Source organism: Emticicia sp. CRIBPO (assembly GCF_009905725.1).
Lineage (GTDB): Bacteria > Bacteroidota > Bacteroidia > Cytophagales > Spirosomataceae > Leadbetterella.
Window position 1 is genome coordinate 133,472 of sequence record NZ_JAAAKV010000008.1, and the last position, 15,388, is coordinate 148,859.

Annotated in this window: 21 protein-coding genes; 6 read left to right on the forward strand and 15 right to left on the reverse strand. The window is 43.8% G+C overall.

Features of this window, described 5'->3' with window-relative positions:
- Window positions 1-2: 2 nt before the first annotated feature.
- The 13 genes from GVN16_RS17350 to dnaB form a co-directional block, all read right to left on the reverse strand.
- Window positions 3-509 carry an RNA polymerase sigma factor gene (locus tag GVN16_RS17350; RefSeq protein ID WP_166565192.1) on the reverse strand — a complete coding sequence of 169 codons (507 nt, stop codon included), beginning with the start codon at window positions 507-509 and terminating at the stop codon, window positions 3-5.
- Between the two features lie 152 nt (window positions 510-661).
- On the reverse strand, window positions 662-1,102 hold the full coding sequence (locus GVN16_RS17355; RefSeq protein ID WP_166565193.1) for a DUF6934 family protein: 441 nt from the start codon (window positions 1,100-1,102) through the stop codon (window positions 662-664).
- A 235-nt stretch (window positions 1,103-1,337) separates the two neighbouring features.
- Window positions 1,338-1,496 (reverse strand): hypothetical protein, encoded by a 159-nt coding sequence (locus tag GVN16_RS17360; RefSeq protein WP_166565194.1) that lies wholly within the window; start codon window positions 1,494-1,496, stop codon window positions 1,338-1,340.
- Window positions 1,497-1,629: 133 nt separating this feature from the next.
- Complete coding sequence (locus tag GVN16_RS17365) at window positions 1,630-2,100, reverse strand: type 1 glutamine amidotransferase domain-containing protein (RefSeq protein ID WP_205748900.1); 471 nt, start codon at window positions 2,098-2,100, stop codon at window positions 1,630-1,632.
- Entirely contained in the window at window positions 1,982-2,311 is a 330-nt protein-coding gene (locus GVN16_RS26010; RefSeq protein WP_205748901.1) for a hypothetical protein, read from the reverse strand. Before GVN16_RS26010 ends, GVN16_RS17365 begins: the two co-directional genes overlap by 119 nt.
- Window positions 2,308-2,433 carry a hypothetical protein gene (locus GVN16_RS26215; protein ID WP_255490291.1) on the reverse strand — a complete coding sequence of 42 codons (126 nt, stop codon included), beginning with the start codon at window positions 2,431-2,433 and terminating at the stop codon, window positions 2,308-2,310. Before GVN16_RS26215 ends, GVN16_RS26010 begins: the two co-directional genes overlap by 4 nt.
- A gap of 88 nt (window positions 2,434-2,521) precedes the next feature.
- Window positions 2,522-3,049, reverse strand: a complete 528-nt coding sequence (locus tag GVN16_RS17370) for a Crp/Fnr family transcriptional regulator (protein WP_229244222.1) — start codon at window positions 3,047-3,049, stop codon at window positions 2,522-2,524.
- 93 nt (window positions 3,050-3,142) lie between these two features.
- On the reverse strand, window positions 3,143-3,715 hold the full coding sequence (locus GVN16_RS17375) for a uracil-DNA glycosylase family protein (RefSeq protein ID WP_166565196.1): 573 nt from the start codon (window positions 3,713-3,715) through the stop codon (window positions 3,143-3,145).
- Window positions 3,716-3,825: 110 nt separating this feature from the next.
- Window positions 3,826-4,425: an HD family hydrolase gene (locus GVN16_RS17380; protein ID WP_166565197.1), complete on the reverse strand. Its 600-nt coding sequence runs from the start codon at window positions 4,423-4,425 to the stop codon at window positions 3,826-3,828.
- Between the two features lie 39 nt (window positions 4,426-4,464).
- Entirely contained in the window at window positions 4,465-5,358 is an 894-nt protein-coding gene (locus GVN16_RS17385; RefSeq protein WP_166565198.1) for a PhzF family phenazine biosynthesis protein, read from the reverse strand.
- Between the two features lie 128 nt (window positions 5,359-5,486).
- Window positions 5,487-6,476: a hypothetical protein gene (locus tag GVN16_RS17390; RefSeq protein WP_166565199.1), complete on the reverse strand. Its 990-nt coding sequence runs from the start codon at window positions 6,474-6,476 to the stop codon at window positions 5,487-5,489.
- Between the two features lie 171 nt (window positions 6,477-6,647).
- Window positions 6,648-7,127: a GyrI-like domain-containing protein gene (locus GVN16_RS17395; RefSeq protein WP_166565200.1), complete on the reverse strand. Its 480-nt coding sequence runs from the start codon at window positions 7,125-7,127 to the stop codon at window positions 6,648-6,650.
- Window positions 7,128-7,207: 80 nt separating this feature from the next.
- Window positions 7,208-8,773: a replicative DNA helicase gene (gene dnaB, locus GVN16_RS17400; protein WP_229244223.1), complete on the reverse strand. Its 1,566-nt coding sequence runs from the start codon at window positions 8,771-8,773 to the stop codon at window positions 7,208-7,210.
- A 223-nt stretch (window positions 8,774-8,996) separates the two neighbouring features.
- Between dnaB and GVN16_RS17405 the strand changes: the two genes are divergently transcribed.
- Both GVN16_RS17405 and GVN16_RS17410 read left to right on the forward strand, forming a co-directional pair.
- Window positions 8,997-9,941, forward strand: a complete 945-nt coding sequence (locus GVN16_RS17405; RefSeq protein ID WP_166565201.1) for a PhoH family protein — start codon at window positions 8,997-8,999, stop codon at window positions 9,939-9,941.
- Window positions 9,922-11,190: a M43 family zinc metalloprotease gene (locus tag GVN16_RS17410; protein WP_166565202.1), complete on the forward strand. Its 1,269-nt coding sequence runs from the start codon at window positions 9,922-9,924 to the stop codon at window positions 11,188-11,190. Before GVN16_RS17405 ends, GVN16_RS17410 begins: the two co-directional genes overlap by 20 nt.
- On the opposite strand, the gene GVN16_RS17415 is transcribed toward GVN16_RS17410, so the two are convergent.
- Window positions 11,177-11,794 carry a DUF2911 domain-containing protein gene (locus tag GVN16_RS17415; RefSeq protein ID WP_166565203.1) on the reverse strand — a complete coding sequence of 206 codons (618 nt, stop codon included), beginning with the start codon at window positions 11,792-11,794 and terminating at the stop codon, window positions 11,177-11,179. The two genes, GVN16_RS17410 and GVN16_RS17415, sit on opposite strands and share 14 nt — an antisense overlap.
- Before the next feature lie 64 nt (window positions 11,795-11,858).
- On the opposite strand from GVN16_RS17415, the gene GVN16_RS17420 reads away from it, so the two are divergent.
- The 4 genes from GVN16_RS17420 to GVN16_RS17435 all read left to right on the forward strand — a co-directional run bounded on the left by GVN16_RS17420 (window position 11,859) and on the right by GVN16_RS17435 (window position 14,659).
- A complete protein-coding gene (locus tag GVN16_RS17420) occupies window positions 11,859-12,341 on the forward strand; it encodes a dCMP deaminase family protein (RefSeq protein ID WP_166565204.1) in 483 nt (160 codons plus the stop codon).
- On the forward strand, window positions 12,338-12,952 hold the full coding sequence (locus GVN16_RS17425; RefSeq protein WP_166565205.1) for an ACP phosphodiesterase: 615 nt from the start codon (window positions 12,338-12,340) through the stop codon (window positions 12,950-12,952). The genes GVN16_RS17420 and GVN16_RS17425 overlap by 4 nt, the downstream gene beginning before the upstream one ends.
- On the forward strand, window positions 12,942-13,961 hold the full coding sequence (gene holA, locus GVN16_RS17430; protein WP_166565206.1) for a DNA polymerase III subunit delta: 1,020 nt from the start codon (window positions 12,942-12,944) through the stop codon (window positions 13,959-13,961). The genes GVN16_RS17425 and holA overlap by 11 nt, the downstream gene beginning before the upstream one ends.
- A gap of 227 nt (window positions 13,962-14,188) precedes the next feature.
- Entirely contained in the window at window positions 14,189-14,659 is a 471-nt protein-coding gene (locus tag GVN16_RS17435; RefSeq protein ID WP_166565207.1) for a hypothetical protein, read from the forward strand.
- A 64-nt stretch (window positions 14,660-14,723) separates the two neighbouring features.
- Here GVN16_RS17435 and trhA read toward each other — a convergent pair whose 3' ends face one another.
- Window positions 14,724-15,341 carry a PAQR family membrane homeostasis protein TrhA gene (gene trhA, locus GVN16_RS17440; protein WP_166565208.1) on the reverse strand — a complete coding sequence of 206 codons (618 nt, stop codon included), beginning with the start codon at window positions 15,339-15,341 and terminating at the stop codon, window positions 14,724-14,726.
- Between the last annotated feature and the right edge of the window lie 47 nt (window positions 15,342-15,388).

Sequence of the window (15,388 nt, forward strand, 5' to 3'; positions counted from 1 at the left end):
GATTATTGATTTCTGATGTTTGAAAATTTCTGTTTTAATACTTTTTTGATTCTCCCGATTTTAGTGGTCACGTTGGTTTCTGATATACCCATGATCTCAGCGATTTCTCTGTGGGTTTTTTCTTCAAGATAGAGCAGCATCAGGGCTTTGTCGAGTTCTTTGAGTTCAGCAATGAATTGTTGCAAAAATCTTACGTTTTCATCCATATCCGCAGATGGGCCCGGGTCTGTGAAATTCAGAATGCCTTCATTCAGCGGATCGGAAACCTGTTTCCTGTGGTTTTCTTTTCTGTAAAAGGAAATGGCAACGTTCAGGGCAATACGATATATCCAGGTCGAATATTTGTATTGATCCGAGTAGTTGTCGAATGATTTCCATAACTGCACGGTGATTTCCTGTATGAGATCCTTCCGGTCTTCAGGATCATAGCAGTAAGAGTTGGCTACTTTATAAAGGATGCCCTTATGCGTCTGAATGACAGAAAGAAATATTTCAGTCCTGTTATTCATACTTTTGCGGAAATCGGGTCAGGGGATACAAAATATTCAGTCTTCATTGTTTTTTGATTCATGTTTGAAAATAATCAATCTTAAATAAGTTATTGAATTATTCGCAGTAAGATCAGGAATGTCACACTTTTGGAGCAAATATTTTCTGGAGATCACTTCCTTTTTAAGGCAAAAGCTATGTAATCTGCTTCTTTCCTGAATTTTTCCCAGCCACCACCGTAAAATCCGAACAGGTCAAAGTCTTTCTGAATCCCGGAAAAATATTTATTGATACCCATTCTGTAAAACCTGGCCCTGGATTTAGTATTGGCTATGGCATAAACCCAGGCTTCCTTTTTGCTGGTGGTAAAGGCATAAATGGCAGAGATGATGGTCGCAAGTACCCGGTCTGTATCCCCATTATCAGAGATCGCTTTATCATTGATACCGTTGGTAAGAAGATTTTTATCACCCACTGTAAGGTTGTAAAAGCCGGGTATGGTGGTTGGATTGAACTTTACGATCTTGGTTATTTTACCTTTCGGACCTTCACTGATAAATTCGAAAACCGTCAGGGTTTCCTCTGTTTTAAATTTGTAGACTGATGACTTCATCCGGGTTGTGAGTAACTAAATTTTTAGTTGTTTTAATTAAGACGCCGGATTCTGCCTTTGGTCACGGTTTTTTGGGTTTATTTCTGAAAAATAAGTTCACTGATTGTTTGCCTGAAAACAACAGGGAGAAACAGGCTGATGAAGGTTTTGCTGAAGAAGATAAATGAGGGGACGAGTCTGTGAGCAAAGTTTAATTCAGTAGCAGGAGGGACGGCCACTGAATCATAAAACGGGCTTATTTAAAAGCCGGTTTGGGTATTCCGGCTGTTTTCAGCACTTCATTCGCTTTATCAACTTTATCCTGGCAAATGGGCATGTTTTTATAGATACTCAGGGAGTTATCAATCTCCACTCCGTAAATTTTCTTTTCGTTGGATCCTTTTATTGTTTTCATAATTCCATGAATGATTAAGTATGTCATTTGGACGACAATTGATTATCCAGGTCACTTTTTAGTTCTAAATTAAGTAAAAAAACAAGGCCACTTCCGTAGCCTTGCTCATCATTCATATCTGAAAAGAACCTGATTATTTCAGCTTCTTCAGTTCCGTCAATACGGCTTCACCTACACTTTTTGCTGACTGCGGGTTTTGCCCGGTGATCACCCTCTGGTCTGTGGTCACATGGTTTTGCCAGAGTCCTGATTTCTCGAATTTTGCACCACGTTCAATCAAAGTGGTTTCCAGCATAAAAGGCACTACTTTTTCAAGACCAACAGCTGCTTCTTCTTCATTGGTGAAGGCATTGATTTTCTTTCCGTCTACCAGGTATTTTCCATTGCTGAGTCTGATGTTGACTAATCCTGCAGGTCCGTGACAAACGGCACTGACTATACCGTTGTTGTCATAAATTTTCGCGGCAATTTCAGCCAGCCTGGCATTATCTGCCAAATCCCCACATGGCCCCATGCCCGCCTGCATAAAAGATGGCGGCGTACTCTTCAGGATTGATTTCTTCAGGCTTCCTGGTGTGCTCAACCTTTCTGTGGTATTTCTCATCTTCCCAGAATTTTTTGTTGGCCGGGTCTTCCAGGTCAAAACCGTCGACAGGGGCTTTTCCACCTTTTGGGCTTACAAAATCGATTTCATAACCTGCTTCATGTAGTACTTCCCACGGATGAGAAACTTCACCTAAATAATAACCTGTCGGCTGACCTGTGTCGCCTTTTTTGTCGTGGCTTGTTACCACAAATAATACCTTGTTTTTCATTTTGTTGGTTTTTTGGTTTGTGCAGTTGCCTGATGGTTAAGAGAGAACATGATGCAAGCTGCCATAATCATGATTCCCCTGGTGATGGTTTGGCCGGTATTTCGTCCTGAAACTCTTTTCATTTTGTATCGTTTGAATTTGATGACACAAAATTCGGGATAAGGGGAATGATGATACAGGAGAAATGTCACAGATTTAATGTGACATAAGTCACACCAGGCGGCTCAGAGTCTCTCTGGAAACACCTAAGTAAGAAGCAATCAGCGTTTTAGGAACCCGCTGAAACAAGCCGGGATATTGCTGCAGAAGCTGCTCGTACCGCTCTTTGGCGTTGCTGTTGAGTAAAGATAAGATCCTGCGTTGCAGTGCAATGTAGCCGGAGTTGGACTTGCGTCGGAAAAAATTCTCTATTTTATGCAATTCTGCACAGATTTTATCGCGGTTTTGTAAGGAAAGGCAGAGCAATTCGACCTCTTCAACACAGTCTATGGTAAGACTAGCCGGCGACTGACTGAAATAAGCCTGGTAATCAGTAATCCACCAGTCTTCCATCGCAAACTGTAGTATATGATCTTTGCCTTCCTGGTCTGTATGATACGCTTTCAGCAGACCTTTGACGACAAAATAATCGTTCATGACAAAATCACCTTCCTGCACGAGGAACTGGTGTTTTCTGAGTTTTTTTGTAGTAAAATGAGACAAGAGGTAGTCAAACTCCTGGTCTGACAGGGGTATCATTTTTTCAAAATGTTGTCTTAAGGCTAAACTCATGTGCCGAAGATAATTCAATTGGATTATACCTCCCAACAGAATTTGAAATTCTGCATTACATTAGCAGATCACGGATTGGATGCGTGCTTTCAGTTCCGGCAGGACTTCTTCAGGAAACCATTCATTTTTCCTCTGCCAGATGTTGTTCCTCGGGGAGGGGTGAGGTAAAGGGAAGTATCCGGGCAGGTATTCTTTGAAATTGCGGACGGTTTCAGTCAGTGTTTCCCGGGCCCTTTCTTTCAGGTAATATTGCTGGGCATATTGTCCGATCAGCAGCGTGATTTTTATCTCCGGCATTTTCTCCAGTAATTTCTGATGCCATAAAGGAGCACATTCCGGTCTTGGGGGCAGATCTCCTGTTTTTCCTTTGCCTGGAAAACAAAAGCCCATGGGCATAATCGCCATAAGGCTGGTGTCATAAAATGTAGCCTTGTCAACCCCAAGCCATGTCCGCAGGTTATCTCCGCTTTTGTCGTTCCATGGAATACCGGATTCATGCACTTTCCGCCCTGGAGCTTGGCCGATGATCATGATCTTGCTTCCGGAACTGGCCTCGACCACCGGGTTAACGCCGTCTTTCAGATGTTCTGCACAAACACGGCAGCTCCTTATGTGTTCGAGAAGTTGATGCATTTTTTTCCTGGATTTAAGTCCGGAACACGGCATGAAACGTCTCAGCAGATCCGGGTACGTTCGTGCTACCTTTTCTTTGTCTTTACTCCTTTGTCCCTGTTCCTTATTTCTTACTCCGTCATCTTCTTCAGGATTCCTTTCTCAACGCTTTCATTGAGCAGGTTTTCTGCGTAATTCCAGATGGTGGCAGAGCCGTTTTTGATGACTTTCTTTTTGTCGTACACTTTCTGGTAATCTACATTGAATTCTGCCCAGGTGCCGCCATTATTTGATGTGTTTTGAAGCAAAGGTTCAAGCCTGTCCATTGATCTGGCAAATTTGGCTTCATCCGTCAGGCCGTCTTCAAATTCTTTCCAGATGTCGATATACTCTTCCGCCTGTTCTGAGGGCAGCAGTCCGAAGATCCTTTTTGCCGCTTCCAGTTCTTCGTCAGTATTGGTGTGATTTTTTACAGTATCGTAAATAAAGGTGTCGCCTGCGTCTATTTCAACGATATCATGAATAAGGACCATTTTGACCACTTTCAAAATATCAACAGGCCTGTCGGAATGCTCAGCCAGGACAATCGCCATCATGGCCAGGTGCCAGCTATGTTCTGCGTCATTTTCGTTCCTGTCGCTGTTAAAAAGCTTCGTTTTACGCTGGATATATTTGAGTTTGTCTATTTCCTTGATAAAACTTATTTGTTTGAGGAGATTATCAGTGTTCATCTTTTGCTCTGTTTCAATTCCGGTCCGAAATATAGTTTTTTATAAATAAATTTCACCCTGCATGGTGATTACCGAAGAACCACCGACCAGGATATCATCTTTCCTTACCATGACATCAATTAAAGAGGGTTGGTTTAATTTTACGCCTTGCAGAATCCGGTATTCATTACCGGCCTTTATCAGCTCATTCATATGCAGAAATCCTGCTAAGGGGCCTGCGGCTGTTCCCGTTGCGGCGTCCTCATCAATTCCGATCAGCGGGTTAAAAAAACGGGATTCCGCTACATAGCCTTCGGCTTCGTCATTCAGTGTGAAGCAATAGAACCCTTCAAAATCAAACTGTTTGGAAAGACTGATGAGTTGGTGATTATCCGGCTTAATGCTATTCAAAATCGCAGATGAAGTGACAGGAACCATCAGGTGGGAAACTTCTGTGCTCACAACAGCCGGGGCAAGGCCCCTGAGCGTAAAGTCCTCAATACTCAATCCGAGGGCACCGGCAAGCGGCTCCGAAGAAATAGTGTGCCCTTTTACGGCAGGTTTTTGCTGCATTTTAACAACCGGAGTCATCCCGTCATAACTTATGGCAAGGAATATCGGGTTTTCTTTCATGATAACAAAATGATCTAAACCCTGGTCTTTAAAAATTTCCATTCCCCTGATTAAGGCGGCACAGACCGCTCCCAGTAAATTGTGACCGGCACCGTCAACTTCAAAACCGGTTGGGGTAAAAGAACGGATGTTGAGTGCTTTCTGAATTTCTGAGTAATAAACAAACGAAGTTTCAGAATAACCGAATTCTTTTGAGATGTTTTCATACTGACCCGGCTCCAGGTTTCCGGCTGTAAATACGACCGCCAGAGGATTGCCTTTATAGCTGCTTTTTGTAAATACATCTGCCACACAGTAGGCCAGTGATTTCCTTTCTGTCATTTTTCCAGGTATTAAAATGAGATTTCAATATTGCGTCTTCAACCGCCTTTGCTTCAAGGCGGCATGGATACAACAAAATTTTAAGCTTTTTCAGACTATGAATGTGAAATAAATTTTTTCTCTGCCTGCTATTCCACTTTCTTTCTCAGCAGCACCAGGTTGTCCAGGAGAAGGTTCGTTGACCAGATAAAGCTGGCATCATTAGAACTGTTATCGAAGATATCCCTGAAATTGGTATAGGATGATTTGTTGTCAACCCCAGCACTGGCATTGGTAAAAGTACTGGCAGCCGGCCAGCCTGAATCATCATAGGAGGTATTGAACCAATTGCCCGGCAGTGCCCAGTGTATGCAATAGCTGTTGGCCGTAGCCGAAGTGGTTGAGCAATTACCCGAATACCGGTAATTCCCGGTTTCTGTCAGGCAGGAAAGGTCGGTTACGGGCGAAGTGTAAAAAGTCTGGGCTTTCCAGGTGTTGTTGGTAATGGCTACGACGGCACCCGAGGCGTTTTTTATGACGGCCACAAATCCACCGTCACCCACATAATTAGCTGAACTGCCTTGAGATTCCGTGCCTAAACCCAGGTTTTCTTCCCAGTCCACACATTTTACCGCAATGGTAAATGGCTTTAAGGCTTTGAACCTGACTATTGAAGCGTTGAAATCTGTATAAGGTACGGGGTCTTTACCTACGGGTACGCCGTTGACGTACATTTCGAAGTAGTTATCAGCGAATATGTAAGCGGTATATATTTCTCCGGAATTATCGACCGTCACCACATCACTGCCTGACAGGGCTGCCAGGGCGTTGGCTGAGGTACTGTAACCATGTCCGGGAACATAGGAGTTGAATAAATCGGAAGCGAAAGGAAATGAAGTGTTTGTAAAATTAACTTCTGCCGGAACAGTCCAGGTTTTGTTATCAGAAGAGCTGATGGTTCCCAGTGCTGCAACCCTTTGCCCGGCGGTAAAGAAATTATTGACGGTGGTGGTGCCTTTGCCCTGGCTTACAGATCCTGTGCCGGTGTAAGTGCCTCCGGAAGGACCGGAAATGTCATCGGTTTTGCTGCAGGCAGAAATTGCCGAGACGAATAATACAATGCAGAGTTTTAGTTTCATGATTTGAGGTTGGGCTGTTTGTAAATTACCTATTCCGGAATGCTCCGGAAAAGATAACCATATACAGGGCTTGTAATATACGGATAATTGAAACAGTTTTTACCATTCAAATCGCATGAAAAGGAAGAAGAATCAACTATGAGGTTCCGTATTGCCCGGCTTAAGAAAAAATCAGGATGTTTTCAACTTAACCGGTAACCAGATTTCTTCTTCAGAATCCGGATCATTGTTTTTGTATTTTTCTCCTAGAATCTCAAAATGAGGCCTGTGATCGAGTTCATAGTCTGAAGATGGAAACCAGACCCCGAAAATGTATCCGAAAGTGCGGGCCGCGGTGGGCGAGGCTCCCTTGTGCAAGAAAACCGCATAAAGCCCTTCCGGAATTTCAAAGGAAGCCATGTTTTCGGGGATAGCACTGAAATCAGGAACTTCAACTGCCGCCCATTTGGTAAAAACGGTTCCGGGATTAAAATCAAAAGCAGACTCATATACCTGAAGAGAAAACATGTCGGGGCTTAGCCTGTTTTTGATTTCCTGACGTCTGGGCATGAAGCTCCGCCAGAGTTCGGCGGTTTTATTGTCTGCCATAGACATTTGCAGGCTTATGCCGACCAGTTTTTTAAGGGAAAGGGTTTCGATTCTGGGTTCCATACCGTTGAGTTATACAAAAAAGGCAGACTTTCGCTAAATCTGCTTTCAAGGGGATAAATATAATGAAATACAACGGGAAATCAGAAAGGATACTCTTCCAGAGGGTCGCTGTCAATATCGGGTTTGTTATTGGCTTTACTTCCGAAGGTCTTCAGTCCGTCGTCCTGTTGTTGTCTCGGACTTTCAAAATGACTGAACCCTGAATTGTCGGTGAAGCTTTTGAACGAGTTATTGTCACCGAAACCTGACATCGGAGCGTTGAGATCACCGAATTTGGTGTATTTACCGATAAACTGAAGTTTAATGGTATCAATGGTACCTGCCCGGTTTTTCGCGATGATCACTTCACCCACCCCTTCGGTGGAGTTACCGTTTTCATCTTCCGTAATCTTGTAATATTCAGGTCTGTACAGGAACATAACCATATCGGCATCCTGCTCAATGGAACCGGATTCCCTCAAATCAGACAGCTGAGGTCTTTTATCGCCACCCCTGGTTTCTACCGCACGACTCAGCTGCGAAAGGGCCAGTACCGGCACGTCGAGTTCTTTGGCCAGGTTTTTCAAAGCCCTTGAAATGGCTGCGATTTCCTGTTCCCTGTTTCCTGCAATCCCCGAACCGTCGTCACCCGTCATCAGCTGAAGGTAATCGATGATCACCATCTGGATATCGTGCTGGGCTTTCAAACGACGGCACTTGGCCCTGAGCTCAAGGATCGAAAGGGCAGGGGTGTCGTCAATAAATATGGAAGATTTGGATAATTTGTCAATTCTATGGTGCAGCTGCTGCCATTCATGGCTCTGAAGGGTACCTTTACGCAGCTTTTCACTGTCAATTTCCGCTTCAGCAGAAATCATCCTGAGCATCAGCTGGGTAGCCGACATCTCCAGCGAGAAGATGGCAATCGGGGTATCAAAGTTAACTGCCGCATTCCGCATGGATGAAACGACGAAAGCCGTTTTACCCATACCGGGTCTGGCCGCAATGATCGTTAATTCCGTTTTCTGCCAGCCACCGGTCAGCCGGTCCAGGTCGGTGAAACCGCTCGGTACTCCCGTAAGACCATCGCTGTTGTTCTTTTTCTTGAATTCAAGTTCATCTATCGTCAGCCTCATGATAGAGTTGGCATCCAGGTAGTTTTTACGGATGTTTTTTTCCGATATCCCGAAGAATGATTGTTCTGTCTTATCCAGGAGATTAAAGACATCATTTTGCTCATCATAGGAGTCGTTCAGGATATCATCTGCCACCCTGATCATGTCCCGCTTGATGGCCGACTGGGCCACCGCCATGGCGTGGTATTCTATGTTGGTGGAGGAGTTGATTTTACCTGCCAGTGAGGCAATATATTTTGATCCGCCGACCTGCTGAATCGTCCCGCTTTTTCTGAGTTTACGGATGACATTCAGTACATCTATCGGCTCAGATTCCTCATATAATTCACGGATGGCCTCAAAAATAATCTGATGACTGGTGTTGTAGAAACTTTTAACGGTCAGAAGTTCGTTGATAAGAGAAAAAGCGTCTTTTTCGATCAAAATCGCACCAATAACCGCCTCTTCCATATCCGTGGTATGAGGTAGTACCTTTCCGCTTTCCTGCTTGTAAAAGGTCGTTTTTTGTGCAATATTTGTTGATTCGCTCAAAGTTTCTGGAATTTTAATTTGGTCCTGTTATTTGCTGTCATTGAATTTTAATGTAATATTACACAATATATCCAAGATAGTAAAAAAGGGCTGAAGAGTGGCCGGAATGAATAATGATTTGATTGTCAATACTTTATTTTTTTTAGCTATTTTTTTGTGGAAAAGTATGATGTAATTGTGAATAATTTTTAGAATATTGGGTAAACATTAAACCAAACGAGAATTGACAGAGAAAATTTTAAAACTAGAATCCTTGCCACTTAATGAGTTTCTGGGGATTCAGAATCAGAATATAAAAGAGATAGCCAATGCCTTCCCGAAAAGCAAAATTATCTCCAGGGGCGACGAGATTGTTTTGAAAGGATCTGAAACGGAAGTCAATGAAATCAGTCTGCTCATTGATAATCTGCTCAATCATTTCGATAAATTCGGAAACCTTACGCCGGACAGCATCAAGAACTATATTCAGGGAGAAACCAACGTCACAGAGCACCTTTTGCCTGACGACGACGTCATTATCCATGGCAACCGCGGCCTGATCGTGAAAGCCAGAACGGCGAATCAGAAAAAACTGGTGGAAGCCTCTGTGACCCATGATATTGTGTTTGCCATCGGACCGGCCGGAACAGGTAAAACCTACACTGCCGTGGCTTTGGCTGTGAGGGCCCTGAAAGACAAGCTCGTGAAGAAGATCATCATCACCAGGCCTGCGGTGGAAGCCGGGGAGAATCTTGGTTTTTTACCCGGTGACCTTAAGGAGAAAATAGATCCGTACCTGAGGCCTATCTATGATGCCCTGGAAGACATGGTGCATCCTGACAAACTGAAGTTGTTTCTTGAGAAAAACACGATAGAAATCGCTCCTCTGGCTTATATGCGTGGCCGTACTCTCAACCACGCCTTTATTTTGCTTGATGAAGCCCAGAATACCACGCCGATGCAGATCAAGATGTTTCTGACCAGGATGGGCCCTAATTCGAAGATCATCATTACCGGTGATAAAACGCAGGTCGATTTGCCTAAGAATCAAAAATCGGGCCTTGAAGACGCACAGAAAAAACTGGATAAGATCAACGGGATCAAATTCATTGAGCTGGACGGACGGGACGTAGTAAGACACCCATTGGTGGTACAAATCCTCGAAGCTTATGACAAAGCAGACGCTTAGAATTTTCATATTATTATGCCTGCCATTTATTGGTTACGGACAAACGCAGATTCGCTGTGCTATCAAGGAAATAGCACAGCAATCTCTCAGAAACAGGCACCAGGCCTTTGAAAAAAAACTGCAGCAATACTATTCCAAAGCAGAAGGAAGCCTTGAGTCTGATGACAGGCTGATTAAAATCCCTGTGGTGGTGCATGTGGTGCACAACAACGCTTCGGGGACCATCGGAGGGGATAAAAACAACAACATTTCAGACGAACAGATCATCTCCCAGATTAAAGTTTTAAACGAAGATTACCGGAGAAAATCCGGTACGCCGGGTTTTAACAGTTCACCTGTGGGTGCCGACATGAACATTGAGTTTGTGCTCGCTTCTGTTGATCCTGAAGGCAATCCTACCAACGGGATTACCAGGACTTATTCTGCCCAGGCCTCGTTTGATGTATTTAAAGACAATTATACGCTCTCGTCCCTTTCATACTGGGACGCCAACAAGTACCTGAATATCTGGGTAACGTCGATTAAAGACGGATACCTGGGTTACGGGGAGTTTCCGGGAGCTGATTTTGACGGGCTTGATCTGGAAGATGTCAATGAGCAGATTGACGGGGTCATTATCGACCATAAAGCATTCGGCAGACAAACCGGCACTTCCAATTCAGGGGTTTACAAATTCGGACGGACCGTCACTCATGAAGTGGGCCACTGGCTCGGCCTGATCCACACCTGGGGCGATGCTTTCTGTGGCGATGACTTCTGTAATGACACGCCGCCTACCGAAAGGGCCAACCTGAGTAATTTCTGCAGGCCGCTTTCTTCCAATTGCAACGGGATGGTCACCCAAAACATGATAGAAAACTTTATGGATTACACGCCCGATTCCTGCATGAATACCTTTACACAGGATCAGAAAGGGAGGGTAAGAGCGGTTCTTGAGCTCAGTAAAAGACGCCGACGCCTGGTGATCAATTCCCAGTTCAGTTTACCGGCTGCTGAGAAATTCGAGGTGAGGGTACTTGAAAACCCTACGATAGAAGACCAGTTCAGGCTGCAGGTGCTTCTGCCTGGTTATAAGGACTTTTCATATAAAGTGTATAACAGCATGGGGCAGGAGGTCCTGGCAAAAGACTTCAAGGATTATCCCAGCACCGTGATCGAAATTCCGAGGGCCAAGCTGAGTAAGGGGATATTCAACATCCGGCTCATTTCAGGCGACGAGGTGATTTCCCGGCGGCTTATTTCCTTGTAAATATACCCAGAAACTTCTTTTTCTTTATCAGCCCGGCCTTTGGTGTGTGGCTTTCATTTTCTTTGAGCAATTCTACCCTAAACGGAACGGAAACGTTATCCCAAAGCAATTTGATTTCTATTTCGTCTTTTTTTGTTTCGAACATTTCAATCGTAAAGCCTTCATAAATATTGGTGTTTATCACCGGTTTAGCCGGAAACTGGTGAAGGTTTTGCCCCGGATCGTAGGTAAATGCACCCCATTGTCCCAGCCGGGCGTTCAGGATGATGTCCCACGAGTCTGCACGCGGTAAAGTGAACAGGGTGTAGGTACCGCTCTCAAAACGCCGGTCTCCGATTTTGAACGGGCAGCTGAAATTGATCTCTGTGGCCTCATTTGCCCCGGTTCTCCAGACTTCGCCGTAGGGTATCAGTTCTCCGAAAATAACCCTGCCTTTTTTGAAGGGTTGTCCGTAAGTAATTTTGATGTACTTGTTGTTGGAAGTGAGCAGGTTACAGATCATTGTAGGGCTGTATCGTACCTGTGGATTAACAATACTGTCTGATTTTGCGATGGATTTACTAAAACTGAAAATTAATAAAAAACCTAAAATTACTCTTTTCATATTGATCTCTATCCGTTAAAAAACAATTATCTTTGAAGCAAAGCTTAAACATAAACGCTCTTGGATGGGAAAAGTTACGGTAGACAAACCAGATTTTGATGATATTTTTATGGAACTCGCCATCAGTCTGGCCAAAAGGTCACATTGTGTAAAGGCCCAGGTAGGTGCGGTGCTCGTCAATGAAACCAGGATTATTTCAATAGGATATAATGGTCCGCCGTCAGGGACGCATAACTGTGATGAGGATTTCGGAGACGATGGCTGCCCGAGAGATTCGAAGGGAAGCTGCTCACTGGCTTTGCATGCCGAACAGAACGCGATTCTGTACGCCGCCAAAAACGGTGGTAAAGTAGAAGGAGCTACGCTTTATGTTACCCTTTCCCCGTGTATCGCCTGTGCAAGGGTGATCTATTCCATGAAGATCCGTAAGGTTTTCTTTTTAAACTCCTATGCACAATACAAGGGCATTCCGAGTGACGAAGGAGTGGATTTTCTCAAAAGATTCGGAGTTGAAGTCATACAATACCAACCAAAAGTGATCACATGAATTATCTGGCTCATCTGTATCTGTCCGGCAAAAATCCCGAAATTATCATCGGCAATATGATCGAGGATTTCATAACCGGTAATATAGATCATCCCAGGAATAATTTTCTGACACCTTTGATGAAAATTGGGGTTAAAATGCACAGGGAGATCGATACCCTGACAGATACCCATCAGCTGATCAAAGACTGCAAGTCCGTTTTTTACAGCGGGTTCGGGAAATATTCTCCCATCATTACCGATGTGCTTTGTGATCATTTCATTGTGAAGCACTGGACCAGATTTACGACTGAGCCTTTTGATGAATTCCGTCCGAGGGTTTATGCTGCCCTGGTTCAGCACCGCGACCTGCAGCCTCTTCAGATGCAGCAAATGGTGGACTCAATGATCAAACATGACTGGCTGATCGGCTACGGCGAAATGTGGGGCCTTGAGCGGTCGTTTATGAACCTGAACAGAAGAATAGGCAAAGACGAAGTTGACCTGACCCTCTGCCTGCCTCTTTTTGAAAGCAATTATGTGTTTCTGGAGGAGAAATTTGTGGACTTTGTTTATCTCGTTTCCAGTTTTTGTGCAGAATTTTTAAATATCAACTATCCGGATGGCCAATAAGAATCAGGAATTAATAGATAATCTCAAAAAAGAAAATATAAAACCGGCGTACCTGATCCACGGTACAGAACCTTATTTTATCGATAAACTCACACAGAAAATCATAGACATCACCATTCCCGACTATGAGAAGAGCTTTAATGAGGTGATTTTGTACGGTAAAGACCTGACGACAGGCGATGTGATCAGGTATGCGAGGCAATTCCCAATGATGGGTGACAAGCAGCTCGTGGTCATCAAGGAGGCCCACCAGATTGCCGACATCGGGAACAAGGAAAACCAGACGCTGATTGAAAACTATATGGCCAGTCCGCAGCCGTCGACTGTGCTGGTGATGAGTTTCGGCAAGGCACAGGATGAAAGGAAGACCTGGGTTAAGTCATTTCAGAAGAAAGGGGAGATTCACAATTTTAAAAAGATGTATGATAATGAAGTGCCTGACTTTATCATTGAATACTGTAAAGCCAGTAACATCAAAATCAGCCCCAAGGCCGTTCAGCTTCTTGACGAGCACATCGGCAACAACCTCCAGACCCTGATCAAGGAAATCGACAAGATTCTGGTCAATATCAAACCCGGAGAAGCGATAGATGCGGGGGTAATTGAAGAATTTGTCGGAATTTCGAAAGACTATAACGTTTTTGAGCTCCAGAAAGCCCTGACCGACCGCAATGTTTTTAAGTCGGTCCAGATTGCTGAATACTTCGGAGCCAACAGCAAAGACCATCCTATACAGCCGACCATCATTATTCTTTATAATTTCTTTTCAAAGATACTCTTGTTTCACGGCTCCAAAGACAAGTCTGACAAGGCCCTGGCCTCTTCGCTGGGGGTTAATCCGTATTTCCTGAAAGACTACAAAAAGGCGGCTCATGCTTATCCTGTGGGACAATTGATCAAGATTATCCATACCCTGAAAACGATCGATAAGAAATCGAAGGGGATAGATGCGGGGTCTGCTACCGAAAGTGATTTGTACAAAGAGCTGATCTTTGACATTCTGCACTGATATTATTTGCACCTGATTTTAACGAATATCATTTAACGGGGAATTATTTCCCCGTTAGCTCTTCATTTTGAGGAAATTCTGCTTGATGTTCTCGCTTTGGTTTTATTGTAATTTGCTGATAGTCAATAATCTATTTTATTGGCCCGGTATTGGTATTATAATTTTATATCTTCGGATAATCATACGAAGAACTTAACTATATTTTATCACTAAACTCAGAATCTAAGATGAAAAATTTGAAATTTTTGGTACTCGGAGCATTGTTTATAGCAGGTTCAACCTTTATGGGAGCGTGCACGGAATCAAAACAGGATCAGGCAGCAGAAGATGCGAAAGAAGCCATTGACGATGCTAAAGATGAACTGCAGGATGCCGGTGACAAACTGGAAAATGCTGTTGATAATGCCGTAGCGGATATAAAATCAGAAAAAAACAGTGTGAAAAATGACCTGGACGAAGCCATTAAGGAACTGGACGAAGAAGCCAAGAGGGTAGATGAAAAAATCAAGAACGCTTCGGCCCAGGAAAAAACAAAATGGGAGAAACGTAAAGAGAAACTGGAAGTAAAAAGACAGGAACTTAAAGACGACCTGAAAGAGATCGGTGATGAAACTGAAACCGGTTGGAAAGAATTTAAAACTGAAGTAACCACTAGAATAAAAGATGTAAAAGACTTTCTGAAAGGAGAAGACAAATGACATCTAACCACTGAACCCCTAAAGGCCTTGTCTCCGGACAAGGCTTTTTTTTGCTTTACCCGGTTTATTTGACAGAAACATAAACAGAAAGGAAGTGAAAAATACTGCCGCCCAACACAAACAAATGCCAGATGGCGTGATGATACATAAGCTTTTTCCACATATAGAACACTGTCCCTACAGAATAAAAAGCCCCGCCGATCATAAGGTAATAGAAAGCATCCTGAGGCATATTCCGGAACATCTCGCCTGAAAACATAGCCGCCACCCAGGCAATAGCCAGGTAGAAAAATGTGCTGAGGAATTTGAAACGGCCCGTAAAGTATATTTTGAATATGATGCCTGCCAGTATGATCAGCCAGAACACCAGGAGGAAAATCCAGCCTTCCATGAATTTAAATGCCAGCGGGGTAAATGTGCCGCCAATCAGCAGGAAAATAGAAATATGGTCCATGATCCTCATCCGTCTTTTAAAAAAGACATCGGTAGTGGCATGATAGATCGTAGAACTGAAATAGGTAATCAAAAGGCAGCAGATATAACCGGAGTTGACATAAGCCATCGTCAGGTCGCCTTTGATAACCGGAAAAATCAGGAGGAGCGGGGAGATGGCCAGAAAGAGGATGGCCCCGAGACCGTGGGTCACGGCGTTGGCCATTTCGATTTTTTTCTCGTTGATCATATCTGGGACAATATTACGAATTTAAAAAACAGAGGCCGTCATTTTTT

Coding starts and splice junctions, on each gene's coding strand:
- GVN16_RS17395 (WP_166565200.1), bottom strand. CDS start 7,127: ATGGAACCCAGAATCGAAACCCTTTCCCTTAAAAAACTGGTCGGCATA.
- GVN16_RS17365 (WP_205748900.1), bottom strand. CDS start 2,100: ATGAGAAATACCACAGAAAGGTTGAGCACACCAGGAAGCCTGAAGAAA.
- GVN16_RS17350 (WP_166565192.1), bottom strand. CDS start 509: ATGAATAACAGGACTGAAATATTTCTTTCTGTCATTCAGACGCATAAG.
- GVN16_RS17390 (WP_166565199.1), bottom strand. CDS start 6,476: ATGAAACTAAAACTCTGCATTGTATTATTCGTCTCGGCAATTTCTGCC.
- GVN16_RS17375 (WP_166565196.1), bottom strand. CDS start 3,715: ATGCATCAACTTCTCGAACACATAAGGAGCTGCCGTGTTTGTGCAGAA.
- GVN16_RS17380 (WP_166565197.1), bottom strand. CDS start 4,425: ATGAACACTGATAATCTCCTCAAACAAATAAGTTTTATCAAGGAAATA.
- GVN16_RS17415 (WP_166565203.1), bottom strand. CDS start 11,794: ATGAAAAGAGTAATTTTAGGTTTTTTATTAATTTTCAGTTTTAGTAAA.
- GVN16_RS17425 (WP_166565205.1), top strand. CDS start 12,338: ATGAATTATCTGGCTCATCTGTATCTGTCCGGCAAAAATCCCGAAATT.
- GVN16_RS17435 (WP_166565207.1), top strand. CDS start 14,189: ATGAAAAATTTGAAATTTTTGGTACTCGGAGCATTGTTTATAGCAGGT.
- GVN16_RS17385 (WP_166565198.1), bottom strand. CDS start 5,358: ATGACAGAAAGGAAATCACTGGCCTACTGTGTGGCAGATGTATTTACA.
- GVN16_RS17370 (WP_229244222.1), bottom strand. CDS start 3,049: ATGATACCCCTGTCAGACCAGGAGTTTGACTACCTCTTGTCTCATTTT.
- GVN16_RS26010 (WP_205748901.1), bottom strand. CDS start 2,311: ATGAAAAACAAGGTATTATTTGTGGTAACAAGCCACGACAAAAAAGGC.
- holA (WP_166565206.1), top strand. CDS start 12,942: ATGGCCAATAAGAATCAGGAATTAATAGATAATCTCAAAAAAGAAAAT.
- GVN16_RS17355 (WP_166565193.1), bottom strand. CDS start 1,102: ATGAAGTCATCAGTCTACAAATTTAAAACAGAGGAAACCCTGACGGTT.
- trhA (WP_166565208.1), bottom strand. CDS start 15,341: ATGATCAACGAGAAAAAAATCGAAATGGCCAACGCCGTGACCCACGGT.
- GVN16_RS17410 (WP_166565202.1), top strand. CDS start 9,922: ATGACAAAGCAGACGCTTAGAATTTTCATATTATTATGCCTGCCATTT.
- GVN16_RS26215 (WP_255490291.1), bottom strand. CDS start 2,433: ATGAAAAGAGTTTCAGGACGAAATACCGGCCAAACCATCACCAGGGGA.
- GVN16_RS17420 (WP_166565204.1), top strand. CDS start 11,859: ATGGGAAAAGTTACGGTAGACAAACCAGATTTTGATGATATTTTTATG.
- GVN16_RS17360 (WP_166565194.1), bottom strand. CDS start 1,496: ATGAAAACAATAAAAGGATCCAACGAAAAGAAAATTTACGGAGTGGAG.